Annotated in this window: 17 protein-coding genes; 12 read left to right on the top strand and 5 right to left on the bottom strand. The window is 61.9% G+C overall.

Annotated features, from left to right (window positions below):
- The first annotated feature begins 76 nt into the window (after nucleotides 1–76).
- From H351_RS10610 to H351_RS10620, 3 genes are read left to right on the top strand one after another with little or no spacing between them, the layout of a single operon-like run.
- Nucleotides 77–1,309: an acetyl-CoA acetyltransferase gene (locus tag H351_RS10610; protein ID WP_029255963.1), complete on the top strand. Its 1,233-nt coding sequence runs from the start codon at nucleotides 77–79 to the stop codon at nucleotides 1,307–1,309.
- Nucleotides 1,310–1,352: 43 nt separating this feature from the next.
- On the top strand, nucleotides 1,353–2,870 hold the full coding sequence (locus tag H351_RS10615) for a carotenoid oxygenase family protein (protein ID WP_029255962.1): 1,518 nt from the start codon (nucleotides 1,353–1,355) through the stop codon (nucleotides 2,868–2,870).
- A complete protein-coding gene (locus tag H351_RS10620; protein WP_029255961.1) occupies nucleotides 2,867–3,598 on the top strand; it encodes a VOC family protein in 732 nt (243 codons plus the stop codon). Before H351_RS10615 ends, H351_RS10620 begins: the two co-directional genes overlap by 4 nt.
- Nucleotides 3,599–3,672: 74 nt before the next feature.
- Here H351_RS10620 and H351_RS10625 read toward each other — a convergent pair whose 3' ends face one another.
- The 4 genes from H351_RS10625 to H351_RS10640 are packed head-to-tail and all read right to left on the bottom strand — an operon-like array spanning nucleotide 3,673 to nucleotide 7,704.
- On the bottom strand, nucleotides 3,673–5,301 hold the full coding sequence (locus tag H351_RS10625; RefSeq protein ID WP_020970392.1) for a long-chain-fatty-acid--CoA ligase: 1,629 nt from the start codon (nucleotides 5,299–5,301) through the stop codon (nucleotides 3,673–3,675).
- Nucleotides 5,298–6,353 (bottom strand): NAD(P)H-dependent amine dehydrogenase family protein, encoded by a 1,056-nt coding sequence (locus H351_RS10630; protein WP_029255960.1) that lies wholly within the window; start codon nucleotides 6,351–6,353, stop codon nucleotides 5,298–5,300. Before H351_RS10630 ends, H351_RS10625 begins: the two co-directional genes overlap by 4 nt.
- Nucleotides 6,350–7,120 (bottom strand): SDR family oxidoreductase, encoded by a 771-nt coding sequence (locus H351_RS10635; protein WP_019744807.1) that lies wholly within the window; start codon nucleotides 7,118–7,120, stop codon nucleotides 6,350–6,352. Before H351_RS10635 ends, H351_RS10630 begins: the two co-directional genes overlap by 4 nt.
- Nucleotides 7,117–7,704, bottom strand: coding sequence for a nuclear transport factor 2 family protein (locus H351_RS10640; protein WP_019744806.1), 588 nt, complete (start codon nucleotides 7,702–7,704; stop codon nucleotides 7,117–7,119). The genes H351_RS10635 and H351_RS10640 overlap by 4 nt, the downstream gene beginning before the upstream one ends.
- A 114-nt stretch (nucleotides 7,705–7,818) precedes the next feature.
- Between H351_RS10640 and H351_RS10645 the strand changes: the two genes are divergently transcribed.
- The 9 genes from H351_RS10645 to H351_RS10685 all read left to right on the top strand — a co-directional run bounded on the left by H351_RS10645 (nucleotide 7,819) and on the right by H351_RS10685 (nucleotide 16,673).
- Nucleotides 7,819–8,622: an ABC transporter ATP-binding protein gene (locus H351_RS10645; protein WP_019744805.1), complete on the top strand. Its 804-nt coding sequence runs from the start codon at nucleotides 7,819–7,821 to the stop codon at nucleotides 8,620–8,622.
- Nucleotides 8,619–9,332: an ABC transporter ATP-binding protein gene (locus H351_RS10650; RefSeq protein WP_019744804.1), complete on the top strand. Its 714-nt coding sequence runs from the start codon at nucleotides 8,619–8,621 to the stop codon at nucleotides 9,330–9,332. Before H351_RS10645 ends, H351_RS10650 begins: the two co-directional genes overlap by 4 nt.
- A 3-nt stretch (nucleotides 9,333–9,335) precedes the next feature.
- Nucleotides 9,336–10,232 carry a branched-chain amino acid ABC transporter permease gene (locus tag H351_RS10655; protein WP_019744803.1) on the top strand — a complete coding sequence of 299 codons (897 nt, stop codon included), beginning with the start codon at nucleotides 9,336–9,338 and terminating at the stop codon, nucleotides 10,230–10,232.
- Entirely contained in the window at nucleotides 10,229–11,317 is a 1,089-nt protein-coding gene (locus H351_RS10660) for a branched-chain amino acid ABC transporter permease (protein ID WP_019744802.1), read from the top strand. The genes H351_RS10655 and H351_RS10660 overlap by 4 nt, the downstream gene beginning before the upstream one ends.
- 58 nt (nucleotides 11,318–11,375) lie before the next feature.
- The gene (locus H351_RS10665; protein WP_029255959.1) at nucleotides 11,376–12,659 is read left to right on the top strand and encodes an ABC transporter substrate-binding protein; all 1,284 of its coding nucleotides are present in this window, start codon (nucleotides 11,376–11,378) and stop codon (nucleotides 12,657–12,659) included.
- A gap of 13 nt (nucleotides 12,660–12,672) precedes the next feature.
- Complete coding sequence (locus tag H351_RS10670; protein WP_029255958.1) at nucleotides 12,673–14,394, top strand: class I adenylate-forming enzyme family protein; 1,722 nt, start codon at nucleotides 12,673–12,675, stop codon at nucleotides 14,392–14,394.
- Entirely contained in the window at nucleotides 14,391–14,792 is a 402-nt protein-coding gene (locus H351_RS10675) for a nuclear transport factor 2 family protein (protein WP_019744799.1), read from the top strand. The genes H351_RS10670 and H351_RS10675 overlap by 4 nt, the downstream gene beginning before the upstream one ends.
- A 61-nt stretch (nucleotides 14,793–14,853) precedes the next feature.
- Nucleotides 14,854–15,807: an LLM class F420-dependent oxidoreductase gene (locus tag H351_RS10680; protein WP_276328037.1), complete on the top strand. Its 954-nt coding sequence runs from the start codon at nucleotides 14,854–14,856 to the stop codon at nucleotides 15,805–15,807.
- Between the two features lie 65 nt (nucleotides 15,808–15,872).
- Nucleotides 15,873–16,673 (top strand): crotonase/enoyl-CoA hydratase family protein, encoded by an 801-nt coding sequence (locus H351_RS10685; RefSeq protein WP_020970383.1) that lies wholly within the window; start codon nucleotides 15,873–15,875, stop codon nucleotides 16,671–16,673.
- A 46-nt stretch (nucleotides 16,674–16,719) separates the two neighbouring features.
- On the opposite strand, the gene H351_RS10690 is transcribed toward H351_RS10685, so the two are convergent.
- Nucleotides 16,720–18,021: an MFS transporter gene (locus H351_RS10690; RefSeq protein WP_019744796.1), complete on the bottom strand. Its 1,302-nt coding sequence runs from the start codon at nucleotides 18,019–18,021 to the stop codon at nucleotides 16,720–16,722.
- Between the last annotated feature and the right edge of the window lie 237 nt (nucleotides 18,022–18,258).

Below are 18,258 nucleotides of genomic sequence, written 5' to 3' on the forward strand. Positions count from 1 at the left end.
TGCGATGAAATTACAACCGCCGATGCACGGGTATCTCGGTGACGTCACCGATGCCGGATCGGCAAGGGGAGAGGTCATGACTGTTTCGAACATTTGGATTCTCGGCGGGTACCAATCCGACTTCGCACGGAACTTCACCCGTGAGGAACTCGATTTCGCGAACCTTGCCGAAGAGGTGGCGAACCACACCCTGGCCGCGGCGAAGGTTCCTGCCACCGACATCGAGGTGATCCACGTCGGTAATGCCTTCGGTCAATTGTTTGCCGGCCAAGGTCAGCTGGGTGCGATGCCCGCCACCGTGCATCCAGATCTATGGGGTGTGCCCTCGTCCCGGCACGAGGCGGCGTGCGCATCGGGCAGTATCGCTGTACTTGCGGCGATGGCAGACCTGCGCGCCGGCAACTACGACGCGGCTCTGGTGATGGGTATCGAACTGGAGAAGACGGTTCCGGGTGATGACGCGGCCGGACATCTGGGCGCTGCAGCCTGGGTCGGACACGAAGGTCAGGAAGCAAAATTCATGTGGCCGTACATGTTCGATCGTGTGTCGAAGGAGTACGGGCGGCGCTACGGGATCGACGAATCTCACCTTCGCGCGATCTCGCAGATCAATTTCGCGAACGCGAAGAACAACCCCAATGCACAGACACGCGGTTGGGCGGTACCCGATCTGCTCGGGAATGCAGGCGGCGACGACGCCACCAATCCTGTTGTGGAAGGCGGTGTTCGACGATTCGATTGCAGCCAGGTGACCGACGGTGGCGCCGGGGTTGTGCTGGTGACGGACAAGTACCTCCGTGAGCACCCGGGTGCTGCGGCGACTCCGCTGGCCCAGATCGCGGGCTGGGGTCACCGGACTGTTGGTTTAGGTCTCGAGCAGAAGCTGGCCCGCGACGCCGATAATCCCTACGTGATGCCACACGTTCGGGATGCGGTGATGGGTGCCTTCTCCCGGGCCGGAGTCGACCTGGCCGGGATAGACGGGATCGAAACACATGATTGTTTCACGGCGAGTGAGTATCTCGCGATCGACCACATCGGTCTGACCGCGCCCGGCGAGTCGTGGAAAGCCATCGAGAGTGGTGACATCGCCATGGGCGGCAAGCTACCGATCAACCCCAGCGGCGGTCTGATCGGCGGTGGTCATCCGGTGGGTGCCAGTGGTGTTCGAATGCTTCTCGACGCGGCCCATCAGGTGACGGGAAAGGCCGGCGGTTTCCAAGTCGAGGGTGCGAGCCGCTTTGCGACGCTCAACTTCGGTGGAAGTACGGCCACCACCGTCAGTTTTGTCGTCGACGCAGTTTCCTGAAAGTGCAGCCCAGCCTTTCCCCATCAGTCGAAAAGAGAATTCAATGGACGTCGAAATCGTAGGCAAGTTGTTGTCCACCCTTCCCGCCGATGACGATCACCCGTATCGCACCGGCCCGTGGCAACCCCAGACCACCGAGTTCAAAGCGGACAACCTCGAAGTCGTATTCGGTGAGGTTCCGAAAGGCCTCGACGGTGTCTACCTGCGCAACACCGAGAATCCGCTCCATCCCTCGATGAAGGCTTATCACCCGTTCGACGGCGACGGAATGATTCACATCGTGGGCTTTCGTGACGGAGAGTCGTTCTACCGCAATCGATTCGTACGGACTGACGGGTTGGCGGCCGAGCAGGATGCCGGCGGCGCCTTGTGGGCCGGACTCGCCGAGTCTCCCAAACTCAGTCGCCCCGAGGGCGGCAAGGGTGCGCGCACCCGGATGAAGGACGCGTCCAGCACCGACGTCGTCGTTCACCGGGGGACTGCTCTCACCAGCTTCTACCAGTGCGGAGATCTGTATCGTCTCGATCCGATGTCGGCGGAGACACTCGGAAAGGAAAGCTGGAACGGCAAGTTCCCCTTCGAATGGGGTGTGTCCGCGCATCCGAAGGTGGACGACAAGACCGGAGAAATGCTGTTCTTCAACTACAGCAAGGAAGCGCCGTACATGCACTACGGCGTCGTGGACTCGGCCAACGAGTTGGTCCACTACGTCGACGTCCCGCTTCCCGGTCCGCGCTTGCCACACGACATGGCCTTCACGGAGAACTACGCGATCCTCAACGACTGCCCCTTGTTCTGGGATCCGGTTCTACTGGAGAAGGGTGCGCACGTCGCGAATTTCCATCCCGATATCCCGCTCCGTCTCGGAGTCATCCCACGCCGCGGAAACACCGCTGACATCAAGTGGTTCGAGGCCGATCCGACCTACGTCCTGCACTTCGTGAACGCCTACGAAGAGGGGGACGAGATTGTTCTGGACGGTTTCTACCAGGGTGATCCGGAGCCGTCGGACAACGGTATGGGCAATCAGTGGGAGCGCGCCTTCCGTTTCCTCGCTCTCGATCGCATGCAGACCCGGCTTCACCGCTGGCGTTTGAACCTGGTCACCGGAGCCACGCGTGAAGAGCAACTCAGTGACTCGATCACCGAATTCGGCATGATGAACGGCAATTTCGCGGGTGAGAAGTACCGATACGCCTATGCGGCTTCTGGTAAGCCGTCGTGGTTCCTGTTCGACGGCTTGGTCAAACACGACCTGCTGACGGGGAACGAGGAACGATTCTCCTTCGGTGACGGCGTGTATGGAAGCGAGACCTCGATGGCACCACGCGTGGGTGGTACCGCCGAAGACGACGGCTATCTCATCACGTTGACCACCGACATGAACGAGGACGCGTCCTTCTGCCTGATCTTCGACGCTGCCCGCGTCGGAGACGGACCATTGTGCAAACTTCGCCTTCCCGAACGGATTTCGAGTGGCACCCACTCGACGTGGGCGCCGGGTGCCGAGCTCCGACGCTGGCAGAGTGCCGGCACCGCAGCCGAAGCGGTCGGACTGTGACGGGCACGCACGACGCGGGCACGTGGGAGATCCTGCGGCAGGTGGTGATCGGTGCACGAGACCTGGACAAGACCGGTCAACAATTACGTGAAGCGTTGAATCTGGCACCAGGATTCGCAGATCCACTGCTCGAAGACATCGGTTTGGCCGACGAGACCTTGGCCGTCGGGCCGCAGGCATTTCTCGAGATCGTCGCACCGGTCGACGAGACGGGCTCGCTGGCGAGATGGATCCGCAAGGGCGGAGGGGAGGGCGGCTATGCACTCTCGATCCAGGTTTCGAACATCGAGCCCTATCTGGAACGTGCAGCTGCGGCCGGTGTTCGGACGGTGGCAGATCTCGAGGCCTACGGTCACCGGATCGTCCAACTTCATCCCGGTGATCTCGGACTTCTCGTAGAACTCGACGAGATTCCCGACGCCGACGAGTGGTTCTGGGACCAGACGGAGAAGGAGGTTTCCCTCGATCCACGGGTCGACGACATTCTCGGCGTCGACGTGTCCTCTCCCGATCCGGCCAAGACGGCGGCGCTGTGGGCCGAAGTGTTCGGCAAGAAACTGGATTCGGCGCAATCACTCTCGATTGCGCTGGGGTCCCGCGCCGTGTCGTTCGTTCCGGGCGAGCGGTCGATGCTCAGTGCGGTCGATCTGGCGGCGTCGATCGGAGCGAACACCGTCGAGCCCGGCCTGATCGTCGGCGGCGTCGAATTCCGGATTCACCCAGGCTGAGCGAGCTTCACATCGAACGACAGAAATCGGGGCCGATCGCTCAAAGCGACCGGCCCCGAATTCTTGTCATGGACTCAAGCGAAGTCCTGTCGCAAACGAGTCTTGAGAAGCTTCCCACTCGCGTTGCGTGGCAGTTCCTCGATGAACTGAACTGCACTGGGGCACTTGAAGTGTGCCAGTCGCTCGCGTGACCACTCGATGATCTCCGCTTCGGTGACAGCCGAATCGCCGGAACGAACGACCACCGCAATGGGAGTCTCACCCCACCGATCGGAGTGAACGCCGACTACCGCGACCTCCCGAATGCCGGGGTGGCCGGAGAGAACGCTCTCCACCTCGGCGGGATAGACGTTCTCACCGCCGGAGACGATCATGTCCTTGAGGCGGTCGTGGAGGTAGAGATACCCGTCCTCGTCGAACGATCCGCCGTCTCCTGTTCGGAGCCAGTCGCCGTCCAACATGGTGGCCGCAGTGGCTGCCTCGTTGCGCCAGTAGCGCCTCATGACATGAGCGCCGCCGATGACCACCTCGCCGCGGGTACCGACCGGGACGTCTTCGAGCGTCACGGGATCGACGATGCGGATGGGTACGCCGAACATCGGTTGCCCGACGGACTTCAACCGATGCGCGGTCGACTCGTCGGTCGCCCGATGATCTTCGGGGGTCAGCATGGTGACGCCGCCAGTCGACTCGGTGAGTCCGTAGGCCTGCAGGAAGCTGCATCCGAAAACCTTGGTGGCGTCCTGTAACAGGGGTAGCGGCATGGGCGCCGCTCCGTAGACCAGGAACTGCAGGGCACTCCAATCCGCCTCGCGTACAGCAGGAAGGGAGGTGAGGACGCTGATCACCGCGGGAACAGCGACCGCATGAGTCACCCGGTACTCCTGCATCAGCGCCACCAGCTCCAGCGGACCGGCGATGGTCTTGAGAAGTAGAGCGCCACCGCCGAGCGTCGTGACGAGAGCGAGACCCAGCCCCGCCACATGGAAGAACGGGACCGGGCACATGGCCACGGAATCGGTGTCGAGATCGAGCAGGTGATACATGGTCGCGAGGGCGCGGCCGAGGTTCGCGCCGGTGAGTTCGATTCCCTTGGGGTGGCCGGTGGTTCCCGACGAGTAGAAGATCAGCGCGGTATCGTCGGGAAGGCGTGACACTCCTGGGTCGTCGTCCCCTGCACCGGAGAGCCAGTCGTTCCACGAGACCGAGTTTGCGGAACCGTCCACCGTGACGACGGTCCGGACGCTACCGACCGCCGCGGCGACGTCGGAGAGGCCCTCATCGCCTGCTCCGAGTACGACGACGGTCGGCTCGCTGTTGCTCAGGATGTAGTCGACCTCGCCCGGTGCCAGCCGATTGTTGACGGCCGTCAGAATCGAGCCCATCTTCGAAGATCCGTACAGGACGGAGAGGAAAGACGGTGCATTGGCGCCGATGTACGCCACCCGGTCACCTGTTCGAACACCATCGCGTAGAAGTGCATTCGCGACACGATTTGCTTCGATGTCCAGCTCGCGGAAACTGGTACGGCCGTCATCGGAGATGACGGCCGTGCTCTCCGGACTGGCAATCGCCCGGCTGCGCAGCAAGTCTTCGAGATTCTGCACGGGGCGACCATCGGGTAGGAGCGCGTTCACAGAAGGTTCGCGGGTGGCGGGTTCACGGGTGGCAGTCGAACCTACGGCCGTCGGCTGAGTGGTCATGCTGAATGCTCCAATCTGAAGGGGGCAAAGACAGGGGGTTCGAAAATGCCTGTGGGAGCAGCGATTACATGCTCGACGGCGCGCAGTGCCGGGCCCGCAGTGATGAACTGACCGGCGGTTGTCCGGCTGTTCGGATCTTGTGGTTCGACGAGATTGACGGTCATCACGATCTCGGGTTTGCCGTACAGGTGGACTTCCCACTGATCGCGCCCCGCGTATTCCTCACGATCGGGTTCCATGGTCCAGATGATGGCCAGAGTGAGGAACTGCTTTCCGTCGACCATTGCGTGCCAGCGCCATTCGGTGGTTCCGACGGTTCCGGCGGCGATGCGTCCGGCGGCCACGTCGAGATCCGTTCGCGCCGCAACGACCCTGTGATCGGATACGACCTCGTCGTAGGTGATCCCCAGACGTTCGCACATGAACGCGATGGTCTCCAGATACAGCGACGCGTACAGCGAGGGCAACGGCCCGGTTCCGTCCAGTTCCTCCGGGGGCGAGCCCATTCCCATGACGGTGAATGCGAAGTCGGGGTCAGGCATGCCGCGAGCGTCGAGCACCTCGTCGATCGTGATGCGGTCCAGTTCGATCGATGTTCCCGTCAGAGCCAATGCCAATCGCTCACCGATGACGCCCGGGCTCACTCCGACACCGAAGAGCGTCGAATCGCCTTCCTTACATGCTTGGGCGAACATGTGCTCGCGCTCGGTGCCGTGTGCGCGGGGGAAGTGCTGCCCGGCCGTCGTGATCACGTTGATCCCGGCGCGAAGCAGACGGCACAAATCGTCGTCGTGGCGTTCGTACGGAATCTGCAAACGCGGACTGTGGATGAGAACCTGGGGGCGCGAGCGGATGATCTCGTCCACGTCTCGTGTGGCGATCACGCCCGTCGGTGCGCGTCTGGCTATGTCGCCGGCATCGCGCCCGGCCTTGGCGTCGCTGTAGACGTACAGGCCGACCAACTCGAGGTCGGGACGATCGATGATTCCGCGAAGCGCGGTCTTGCCGATGGCGCCGGTCGCCCACTGGGCAACACGAATCGGATCGCTCATGATCGAGTGGTCAGTTCGCCGGCGAAGAGGAGCTTGCCCAGTCCGCGTTCGTACCGAATCGGGTCTCGAGCCAGACGCGCACGGGCGTCGATTGCCATGAAATCGGTGTCGCACGTCCACTCGCCGCGTTGCATGGCGGCGAGTCCGGTCGCGGCGATGTCGAGGGGATTTTCCTTGTGGCCCTGCACGTGTGAAGCCATGCGGGTGTCGACACTGCCGACGATCAACGAGGTGACGGTGATGCCGTGCGGTTCGAGTTCGGCACGGGCGATGCCGCCGAGCGACAGAGCAGCCGCCTTGGCCGGTGAATAGCCGCCCATGAAGGCGGTTGGTGCGATTGCGGCGACTGACAAGACGTTGACTATCGATCCACCGCCGCGGGCGGCGATGACCGGCGCGAAGGCTCGGATCATCGTCAGCGGTCCGAAGTAGTTGACCTCCATCTCGGCGCGAGCGGCCTCTCGGTCGTCGGCCTCGATCAGCCGATTCCCGGTGAACAGCCCGGCGTTGTTGACGACGACCGTGGTGTCACCGCACGCCGCGGCGGCAGTGTCGACGAGTCCTGGATCGGTGACGTCGAGTTCGACGATGTGCGCACCGGTGGCTCGGAGCTCGGCCGGCACCTCGTCGGGATTTCTCACCCCCGCATAGATTTTGGCTGCGCCCATCAACTTCGCCTGTTGGACGAAGGCCAACCCGAGGCCTCGATTGGCGCCGGTGACGAGGACGGTCGCACCCTCGACCGGAGTTCCGCGAAAGGTTGTCATGAGTTCTCCTGTGTCTGTCGGGTGTAGATGAGGTCGTCGGGGAATTTCTTGCTCTTCTTCAATGACGTTTCAGGCGCGAGCATCCCGAAGATCCAGCCTTCGGCTGTGGCCATGTCGTGGTTCCAGTCCCACCGCAGTGCGCGGTGGCGGATTCCCCACCTGCCGTCCTCGAAACCGAAGCGGTCGATCAGGCGCGCCGCGGTGAGTGTGTCGGCTATGCCGTCCGAGGTCTTGATTCGCGCGAAGGCAAGCACGTAGGACTCGACGTGTGCTGTATCCCCGTCGAGTTCGACCAAGACGTTGGTCATTGCGTGGGTGGTCAGTGACCGTGGGTGGGTGATGGCCCCGGCGATGTGGTCGATGTAGTCGTCGGCGGTGCCGGTGAAGACACCCCCGTGGTCTTCGGTTGCGCCGGGCAGATAACACCGCCTGGCGTCCTCGACGTCGCCGCGGTCTGCGGCTCGGAGGAAACGAGCCAGAACCTCGTAGATTTCCTGCTTGGCGACGAGAGCGTCGACCGGGCTGTAGTCCCTGACGTCTGGGCCCCCGCCGCTGTCGACTGCGTGAATGTTGTTGGACCTCACGATGATGTCCCTTCTCGGCTCCGGATCGGGGGCCGCACGTTGACGGAGTGCCTCTGTTTACTGTAGTAATCTCTATCACACTGTTAATTGAAGTGTCATGAGGAGGTGAAACCAATGCTTGGAAACACACCACCCGCACAACCTGGGAATGCACCGGTCGTACTCACGCTTTCCGATGTGTCGATCGAATTCGGCGGAGTCACGGCCCTCGACGCCGTCGGATTCGACGTCCGCGCGGGTCAGATCTGCGGACTCATCGGGCCGAACGGCGCTGGTAAGACCACGCTGTTCAACTGCATCACAAGGATTTACGAACCGAGTCGCGGTGTCATCACCTGGCAAGGAACCGACCTGTTGGGATTGCGTCCCTATGCGTTGGCATCTGCAGGAATCGCTCGAACTTTTCAGAATCTCGCGCTGTTCGGCGGCATGAGTGTCTTCGACAACACCATGGTCGGTGGATCGTCGCGAGGTCGCTTCGGGCTCGTGAGTGGGCTTCTCGGCCTGCCTCCGGCGCGTGCGCGAGTCCGAGAACTTCGAGAGAAGGCCTGGTACCTGCTCGAACGTCTCGAACTCGTCGACGTCGCGAACGCACCCGCGTCCGGTCTACCGTTCGGAACTCTCAAGCGTGTCGAACTGGCACGGGCATTGATGTCCGAGCCCTCGCTGCTTCTGCTGGACGAACCTGCCGGCGGGCTCACGCACAGTGAAGTCAAAGAACTGGGAGAACTGATCGTCTCGCTCCGCGACGACTTCGGCTTCGGCGCGCTTCTGGTCGAACACCACATGGGATTGGTGCTCGGGATCTCCGATCACGTTGTCGCCCTGAACTTCGGCCACAAAATTGCCCAGGGAACCCCGGCGGAGATCCAGCAGGACGACGCCGTGATCAACGCGTACCTGGGACGTGCCGCATGACCCTGCTGAGCGTCGACGATCTGCACGCCGGTTACGGGCGAGGCAATGTACTGCACGGGATTTCGCTCGACGTGGAACCCGGCGGGGTCGCTGTCGTCCTCGGCGCGAACGGTGCAGGCAAGACCACCATGATGCGCGCGCTTGCCGGATTGATCCCGCATCAGGGAACGATCACCTTCAACGGGTCGCCGTTGGGATCCAAACCTGAACGCGCTGTGGCCGCCGGCGTCAGCCTTGTCCCACAGGGCCGCGGAACTCTCGGTCAACTGTCGGTGCGTGACAACCTGCTCGTCGGCGCTGCCCTTCGTACGGACAAGGCGGAGATCGAAGCCGACATCGAGCGGTGGTGTGAGACATTCCCCGTGCTCGCGAGGAGGTCCACACAGTTGGCCGGTTCGCTTTCAGGCGGTGAACAGCAGATGCTCGCGGTCGCACGGGCATTGATGAGCCGTCCCACCCTTCTTTTGTGCGACGAACCGAGCCTGGGTCTGGCGCCCATCGTCATTGCCGAATTGTTCGACACGCTCGGTGCGATCAACCGCAGCGACGGAACTGCACTGCTGATCGTGGAACAGAACGCCGATCTCGCGATGAAACTCGCCTCGAAGGTCTTCCTGCTCGACGTAGGCACCATCGTCGCTGCCGGAACGCCCGAGGAATTTCGTTCCGACGACGTCGTGCGCAGCGCTTACCTCGGGTACCAGGAGTAAACGGTGACACTCTTTCTCGAACGACTCATCTCCGGATTGACCAACGGATCGATCTACGCAATTCTCGCGCTGGCACTAGTGGTGGTGTTTCGCGCCACCGGCACGATCAACTTCGCGCAGGGCGAGTTGGCCCTGTTCACAACCTTTGTCGCCTGGTGGCTGACGACGATGTCCTGGCCGATCTGGTCGGCGATCGGAGCGGCCCTGGCTTTGGGGTTCCTGCTCGGAGCATTGATGGAGCGTCTGCTCATCCGGCCGGTTCAGCGTCGAAGCGACATGGCAGTGCTGATCGTGGCACTGGGATTGTTCACCGGGCTCAACTCGTTGGCCGGAATGCTGTGGGGGAGCGATACGAAGATCATGCCGAGCCCGTTCCCCAACGGTCCGACCGACTACATCTCGGTGGGGGGTGCGCGTGTTTACGGCGACGCACTGGGCGTACTGGTGGCGCTCGTTGTCCTACTTGTGTTGATGTCCTTGCTCTTTCGCAAGACGAGAGTCGGTCTGCACATGCGTGCCGTCGCGGACAATGCCGAATCTGCCACTCTCGCCGGAGTTCCGACCAGCCGGATACTCGCAATCGGTTGGGGAGTAGCAGCTGCCATCGGTGCCCTGGCCGGTGTCCTGGTCACTCCGCTCTCGCCGCAACAACTCGGTCTCACGACCATGTTCCCGATCTTCATCGCAGCATCCGCCGCAGCGCTGTTCGGCGGCCTGGACAGTCTCGTCGGCGCCGTGGTCGGCGGGTTGACGATCGGTGTCCTGGAATCGATGCTCAGCGGCTACATTTCGGTCATCGGCGGCTCGCTGCAGCAGACATCCGCCCTGTTGATCATCGTGGTGATCCTCTTCGTCAGACCCAATGGACTGTTCGGTACCAAGAAACTGGAGCGGGTATGACGACGCTTGCCGAGAGAAATGAACCCACCGTCGCCGAAAAGGCAGTCAGGCGACCGCGGGTAGTGGTCGCCGGATCGACGTCGTACCGGATACTCCAGTTGGTTCTGCTGGTGGCTGCCGTGTGTGCGTTGCTTCTCGCGTCACAGAGCGCGCCGTTTCGCGTGGGGCAGTTCACGAGCGTCTTCATCATCGCGATTGCCATTGCGGGACTCAATATCGTCAGCGGATACACCGGACTTCTGTCGATCGGCCATTCTGCCTTCTTCGGCCTGGGCGCGTACACGACCGGCGTTCTGATCGTCGATCGCGGATACTCGCCGTTGACCACGATCCCGATGGCGGTCGTATTGTGTTTTGTATTAGGGCTTCTCGTCGGTCTTCCCTCGTTGCGGATCAAGGGGCTGTATCTGGCTCTCGTGACACTCGCCGTCGCTGTGGCATTTCCCGAGGTGATCCGCAAGACCGGGGATCTGACCGGTGGTGCCGCCGGAATGGTGGTTCGCGCAAATCTGCTCGTTCCGCCGAAATGGACGGGTCTGACCCGAGCCGACACCTACCTCTGGATCTTTTGGGTGTCGGTGGTGACTCTGGCGATCGTCATGCTCCTGATTCGCAATCTCGTCAAGAGTCGATTCGGTCTGGCTATGGTCGCGGTGCGTGACAACGAGATCGCGGCGAGCGCAAACGGCATCAACGTCGCGCGGGTCAAGATTCTCGCTTTCGGGCTTTCCGGCGCGATCACGGGCCTGGCAGGTTCGCTGTTCACGATGTACATCGGCGCGCTCTCACCCGAATCCTTCTCGCTGATGAAGTCGATCGAGTTCATCACCGGACTGGTGTTGGGTGGAATCGCAACCCAATTCGGCCCGATCGTTGGGGCAACGGCAGTGGTGTTCTTGCCGTACTACACCGGAAGCGTCACCGACGGCCCCGTGTCGGGAGTGGTGTTCGGCGCGGTGCTGATCGCGATCGTGTTCTTGATGCCGGACGGAATCGTCGGACGGATCAACAGCGTGCTCCGACGGTTCGTCCTCGTGGTTCCCGCAGATCATCCCAAGTATCGCGAGGGTGAACCTCGCACTTGAGTGCCGTCTCCCTCGCCCACTCTCGTTTCCCTCAACTCACAGCAAGGAACTGGACGATATGAAAAGGCAGACCACGATTCCCGCAGTCATCGCCGCTGCGGCACTACTCCTTTCGGCCTGCGGAGGTAGCTCCGACGCAGAGAGCAACACGTCGACATCGGCCGGCGCAGTATCGGTCGACGACTGCAGTGATCCCAGCGGTGCCGCAGCGCCGATCACCGACAAACTCACGGTGGGATGGAGTGGGCCGACGTCCGGCCCGCTCGCCGACGCCGTCGGCAACGTGATCGAAGGCATGCGAGCACGGTTCGAGGTGGAGAACGCGGCCGGCGGCATCGGCGGCGTCAAGCTCGACGTCGTGGTCAAGGACGATGCATTCTCCCCGGAGCGCGCCAAAGCCAACGTCGGAGAGTTCATTCAGAAGGACAAGGTCGACGTTCTGGGCACCTTCGGGGCCGGGCAGTTGAACGCCATCGCGGACGATCAGACCACTGCCTGCGTGCCGCTGCTCTTCGCGCAGGCAGGCATGCCCGAGTTCCGGGTCATCGAAGACTTCCCGTGGACCACGGAGTATCTACCGGATCCGGGCGTCGAGATGGAGGTAGTGGTCGAGAGCTTGAAGAAGAAGTATCCGAACGGCGCCAAGGTCGCACTGGCCACGAACCAGACCGAGTCCGGACAGGGAATCGCCAACGGCTTCAAGTCCGCGATCGAAGGAACCAACTTCGAGATCGCGGCGGAGGAGGCGCTGACCGACCCCAAGACGGCGGCTTCGACTCTCAAGGCCAGCGGCGCCGAGGTTTTGGTGGTCGCCGGTGTCACTACCGACTGCCTCGCGATCACTCAGGCGATCGGACGTGTCGGATGGAAGCCCGACACCGTAATTCAGCCGTCGAACTGCGTCGACGGTGCGACCCTGTATGCACCCGCCGGTGATGCTGCGGACGGGCAGCAGGTGATGGTGTGGCTCAAGGATCCCAACAACGCTCTCTACAAGGATGACGCGGCGGTGCGCGACTATCTCGCCGGTGCAGCGGCTCACGGTGCAGATTCCCCGACCAACAGCTACACCGTGAACGGCTGGGCCATCGGTGACCTGTTGGTGGACAACTTCACTCGGGCCTCTCAGTCATCCGACGGACTCTCACGTGCCACCATCATGAGTGCCGCGCGAACGCAGGACTACCACCCGCCGATGTTCATCGACGGAATCAAGTTCACGATGACCGCGGATCATGCGTTGGGAATCCTGGCCTTTCAGCCGTTCGAGTGGAATGCCGCTACTCAGGCGTTCGAGAAGCAGGGCGACGTGATCGACATTTCCGGCCGTTACGAGAACTGAATCGAGTGCGCGAATGAACAAGACACACAGGGGATTGCATCCTCGCGTCAAGGTGGACGAATACACCTCGAAAGGGTGGTGGTCCGACGAGACGATCGATCACGTGTTCCGGGTGCAGGTGCGGACCCGAGGGGACGAGCTTGCCGTAGTTGATCCGGCGAACCGCAGCGAGTTGTCCGGCGGAGATCCACGACGCCTCAGTTGGAACCAACTGGAGAGCGAAGTCATCTCGCTCGCTGCGCGCTTCACCGAGGCAGGCTTGGCCCGGGGAGACGTTCTGGGCGTTCAGATGCCTAACACCGTCGAACTGGTCGAGGTCTACCTTGCAGCGTGGTCGCTGGGGATCGTGGTCTCACCCTTGCCCATGCAGTACCGCGAACGTGAAGTGGAAGGAATGGCCAACCAGGCGGCGTTTGCAGCATTTGTCACCGTGCCCAGCTTCGGCGACAGATTCCCGGCTACCGAGATCGCTGCAATCAGATCCCGAATTGCCTCTCTGAGATCGGTATTCGCCTACGCTCCCGAATCAGAGCTTCCGGCTGAGCTTCCTACCGGCGTCGTGGGGCTGAGTCCTCGGGCAGCCACCGAATCGCAGCGAAGTGCTCTGGACAGACGAAACACCGAAGATCCGAACGACCCCAACGACGCGATGACGATCTGTTGGACCTCCGGAACCGAAAGCGAACCGAAGGGGGTCCCACGTTCGCACTACGAGTGGCTGGCCATCTGCTGGGCCACGATCGATGCTCCCGACATCGTCGTCGACGACGTCCTGCTTAACCCGTTCCCGATGGTCAACATGGCCGGAATCAACGGAATGTTCCTGCCCTGGCTCCGCACGGGATGTGTACTGGTACAGCACCACCCGTTCGACCTTCGAGTGTTCCTCGGGCAGATCGAGGCCGAGCGGGTTACATACACGGTAGCGCCGCCTGCTCTGTTGTGGATGCTGCTCGCCGACGAGTCGATGCTCGCGGCGGTCGATCTGTCGAGCTTGACGCGGATCGGTTCGGGTTCGGTGCCACTGCAACCTCCGATGGTGCGGGGATGGCAGGAGCGATATGGAATCGGAGTCATCAACTTCTTCGGGTCCAACGAAGGCATCAGTCTGCTCTCCTCGCCTGCAGACATGCCGGATCCGGACGACCGCGCACGGTACTTCCCTCGTTTCGGTGTCGAGAACTTTCGCTGGAGCACCAGGATCTCGGACTGGATGGACGTTCGCTTGGTCGACGTGGTCACCGGCGAGGACATCACCGAAGTCGGACACCCGGGTGAGTTGCGAATCAGCGGACCGACAGTCTTTGCCGGCTATCTCGGCGATCGGCCGTCACCGTTCGACGAACGCGGATTCCTGTGCACCGGAGATATCTTCGAGATTGCCGGTGATCACGGACAATTCCTCCGCTACCTGGATCGAGGCAAGGACCTGGTGATCCGCGGTGGAATGAACATCGCTCCAGCCGAACTGGAGGGGTTGATCGCCGAGCATCCGGCCGTCGCGGACGTGGCCGTCATCGGCGACCCCGACGAAGTGCTCGGTGAGCGCGTCGCAGCAGTGGTGACACTTCGACCCGAGACGGAACTCGAACTCGATGCTCTGGTTGCGTTCCTGAAAGACAAGCGCATCGCGTCGTACAAACTTCCCGAGCGGCTGGAGATTCGGAAAGAACTGCCGCGCAATTCGACCGGAAAGATCCTCAAGCGTGAGCTTCGACAGAAGAGTGTGGCATGAGTGTGATGAACGACAGTGACAAGCTTGCGTTGGCGCGTGAGATGTTCCAAGCGTGGGACGTCATGGACTGGGCACGCGTCGTCGACCTGTTCGCCGAAGACGGTGTGCTCCACAGCGTGATGCAGGAACCTCTTGTCGGCAAGGAGGCTGTAGCGGGCCGAATTGCATTGCTGGCAAGCAAGTGTGAACGGATCACCCTGAAGATCGAGTCGCTCGGCGTGATCGACGGCAGGGTTTTTGTACAGCGAGTGGACGATTTCCACTTCGACGGGACCCACGGCGTCGTTCCTGTTGTCGGAATCCTCAGCATGGCAGACGGGCTGGTCACAGAGTGGCTCGAATACTACGACCGTCCGACACTCTTGAAGGGAATGGGTCTTGTCTCCGATTTCGAATAGCGGGATTTCGAATAGCGGGATTTCGAATAGCCGACTGCCGACGATCGATATCTCCCTGGGCTTGTGGCAGGACCGTCCGCCGCGGGAGGTGACCACTACTGCACGCCTCGCCGACAAACTGGGGTTCGGCCGAGTGTGGGTGGGGGAGATGGCGACGTACGACGCCTTTGCTCTGGCGACGTCAGTCGGCGCCGGCTTCGAGCACTCCGAGTTGGTGGTCGGCCCGCTCGCGGTGACGGTTCGTGATCCGGCGATGATCGCGATCGGGGCGGCGTCGGTAGCCGACCTGACCGGGCGTCACGTGTCGATAGCGTTGGGCACGTCCAGCACTGTCGTGGTCGAAAAATGGCATGGGCGAAGCAGATCCGGGGCAGCACGTGCACTCGCGGAGTCCGCCCGCGGTGTGCGAGCGCTCATGAACGGCGAGCGGGGCGAAGTCGCCGGAACGGTGATGCGGACCAGCGGATATCGGCTGCGACTTCAGCCGCCGGGTGGGCGGCTGATCGTTGCAGCTTTCGGAGACAAGGCCCTTCGCGCCGCGGTGGAGTTGGGCGACGAACTGGTGCTCAATCTGGTCAGCCCGGAGCAAGCGGGGCGCCTGATCGCACGGTGCAAGGAAATCGCGGCTGAAATGGAAACGCCAATGCCCCAGGTGTCGGTTTGGGCGCCGGCGGCCGTGGCAACCGAAGGCCCAACTCAGATGTCGATCGATCAGCTCAGACGTGGGCTTGTGCCGTATCTCGCTGCCCCCGGGTACTCGGACATGTTCGTGCGAGCAGGGTTTGCATCCGTGATCGAGGCAGCCAGTGCCGGGACCGCGCCTCGAGAGATCTTGAGTCAGGTCTCGGACGCGATGGTCGCGACAGTGGGAATCGTGGGAACCGCGGCCGATGCGCGCGAGCAACTCGAGGCGTATCGAGCGGTCGGTGTGGACACCGTCGTGGCCGTGCCTTCATCCACTGATTCGGATCCGGCCGGGCAAGTGACGATGGAACTTCTTGCCGAGATGGTATGACGAATCCCCGACGAACTTACTCTCAGGTAAGTTCGTCGGGGATATGTCGAATCGGAGGAGTTGCCGTGAGTGATCGTGTTCGTGTCGAGGTAGTGCAGTCGGTGGCGTACGTGACGTTGAACCGGCCGGAGAAACTCAACGGTCTCGATCTGGACATGCTCGACGCGCTGGTGGACGCGGCCCGAACGATCAGAACTGATCGTTCGATCCGGGGCGTGGTTCTGCAAGGCGCGGGCGACGCATTCTCGGCCGGATTGGACTTCGCTTCTGCCGGCAAGCAGCCGAGCCGGATGGCCAAGGCCTTTGCGAAATTTCCCGGTCAGAAGACCAACCTCTTTCAACGTGCGTGCTGGGTGTGGCGCGAATTGCCCGTGCCGGTCATCGCGGTCGTTCACGGCCACTGCTTCGGCGGGGGACTGCAATTGGCGCTCGCCGCAGACTTTCGATTCACCACCCCTGATTGCACGTTCTCGGTGATGGAGGCGAAGTGGGGATTGATCCCCGACATGACCGGAACGGTCACGATGCGCGAACTCGCGGCGATGGACGTCGTGAAACGCCTCGCCATGACTGCTGAACTGTTCGATGGAAATCAGGCTCTCGAGTGGGGGTTCGTGAGCGGAGTAAGTGACAATCCGATCAAACCGGCACAGGAACTGTTGTCGCAGATCATGACTCGCTCGCCGGACGCCGTCGCAGCGACGAAGACGTTGCTGCACAAGACCTGGAACCGATCGCCACGCGGTGCGTTCTGGATCGAATCGCGGATCCAACTGGCGCTGATGAGAGGCAAGAACCACAAGATCGTACGCTCCGCGAATACTGCGAAGACGTTGCCGGAGTTCGCCATTCGAAAGTTCGGCTGACAAACTCCGGCATCGCGTCGCCGTGGGGCGTTCTCATTCAGGCCGATTACACCATCAGATCTCGTCCAGATCGGTCCTTGATGAGCATCGTGGCGACGAACGACACTGCGGCCAACAGGGCGAGATAGATCGAGATGGCAAGAGTGCCACCGGTCTTGCCGAGGAGCCATTGGGCGACGGTGGGAGCAAAGGCGCCGCCGAAAATGGTGCCGACGGCGTAGGAGATCGACGCGCCGCTGTAGCGGATCGAAGCTGGGAACAGTTCGGCGAACAATGCCGGTTGAGGTCCGTACGACAGTCCGAGTCCGACCGAGAACAGGATCATTGCCACGTAGATCCAGCCGAGATTGCCGGTGTCGATGAGGAGGAAGAACGGCACCGCGAAGAGGATCATTGCGAGGTTGCCGACGTTCATCACCGTGGTGCGGCCGCGCCGATCCGACCAGTAAGCGCCGATCATGGTGAAAACGCCCCACGTGACTGCACTTGCGAGCGTGGCAATCAGTAGTTCGGTCTTACCCAGGCCGTAGGTCTTGGTTGCGTACGCGACGATGAATCCGCCGATCACCATGTAGCCGTTGCCGTTTGTGCCGATGAAGGAGAGGGCCGCGAGTACGACCTGCTTCGGGTGTTTCTTGAACAGAGTTCGGATAGGCGTGTTGCTCTCGGTGCGGCGTTCCTTGAGTTCGGCGAACACGGGTGACTCGCTGACCTTGCTTCGAATGTAGAAGCCGACGCCGATCAGCACGACGCTGAGCAGGAACGGCACTCGCCATCCCCAGGTGGTGAACTGTTCGTCCGTGAGGGTGAACGTGCACAGTGCCAAAACGCCGGTGGCGAGCAACATTCCGAGCGGTACGCCCATCTGGACGAACGCTCCGAAGAATCCTCGACGCTTGGTGGGTGCGTGTTCGACGGCAAGAAGAGCAGCCCCACCCCATTCGCCGCCCGTCGAGAATCCCTGCACGATTCTGAGAAGGATCAACAGGATCGGCGCCCAGATCCCGATCGAGGCATACGTCGGCAGCGCGCCGATGAGAACCGTCGCGGCCCCCATCATCGCCAACGTCGCGACCAGGACACGTTTACGGCCGAGTCTGTCGCCGAGATATCCGGCCACGATGGCGCCGAGAGGACGGAAGACAAAGCTGATGCCGACCGTGACGTAGGAGACGATCTGGCCTGCCGAGCCCATCGGCTTGAAGAACAGGTCGGCAAAGATCAGGGCTGCGGCTTGGGCGTAGATGAAGAAGTCGTACCACTCGACGGTGGTGCCGACCATCGACGCCATCGCGGCGCGGTCGTACTCCTTCGCGGCGGGCTTGGTGCCAGTTCTGGTTGTGGTCATCGAGCTACTTTCTGCCAGTCACGTGGTTCACCGGCGCGGTGAACTGCGAAGTCGGAACAGGGGAAAAACGCTGTTCGATCTGCGACGTTGCCGGTGTGCTCGGTGCATGCTTTTGGCTGACTCGGAGCGTTCCTGCGCGATCTCATTGTCGATATTGGCAACCGAATGATCGGTAGGTAATGAATTATGCAGAAGTGTGAGCGTCAACACAAGGGGTGCCGGAAAGGTCTGATTATC

It is taken from the genome of Rhodococcus erythropolis R138 (genome assembly GCF_000696675.2).
Taxonomy (GTDB): domain Bacteria; phylum Actinomycetota; class Actinomycetes; order Mycobacteriales; family Mycobacteriaceae; genus Rhodococcus_F; species Rhodococcus_F erythropolis.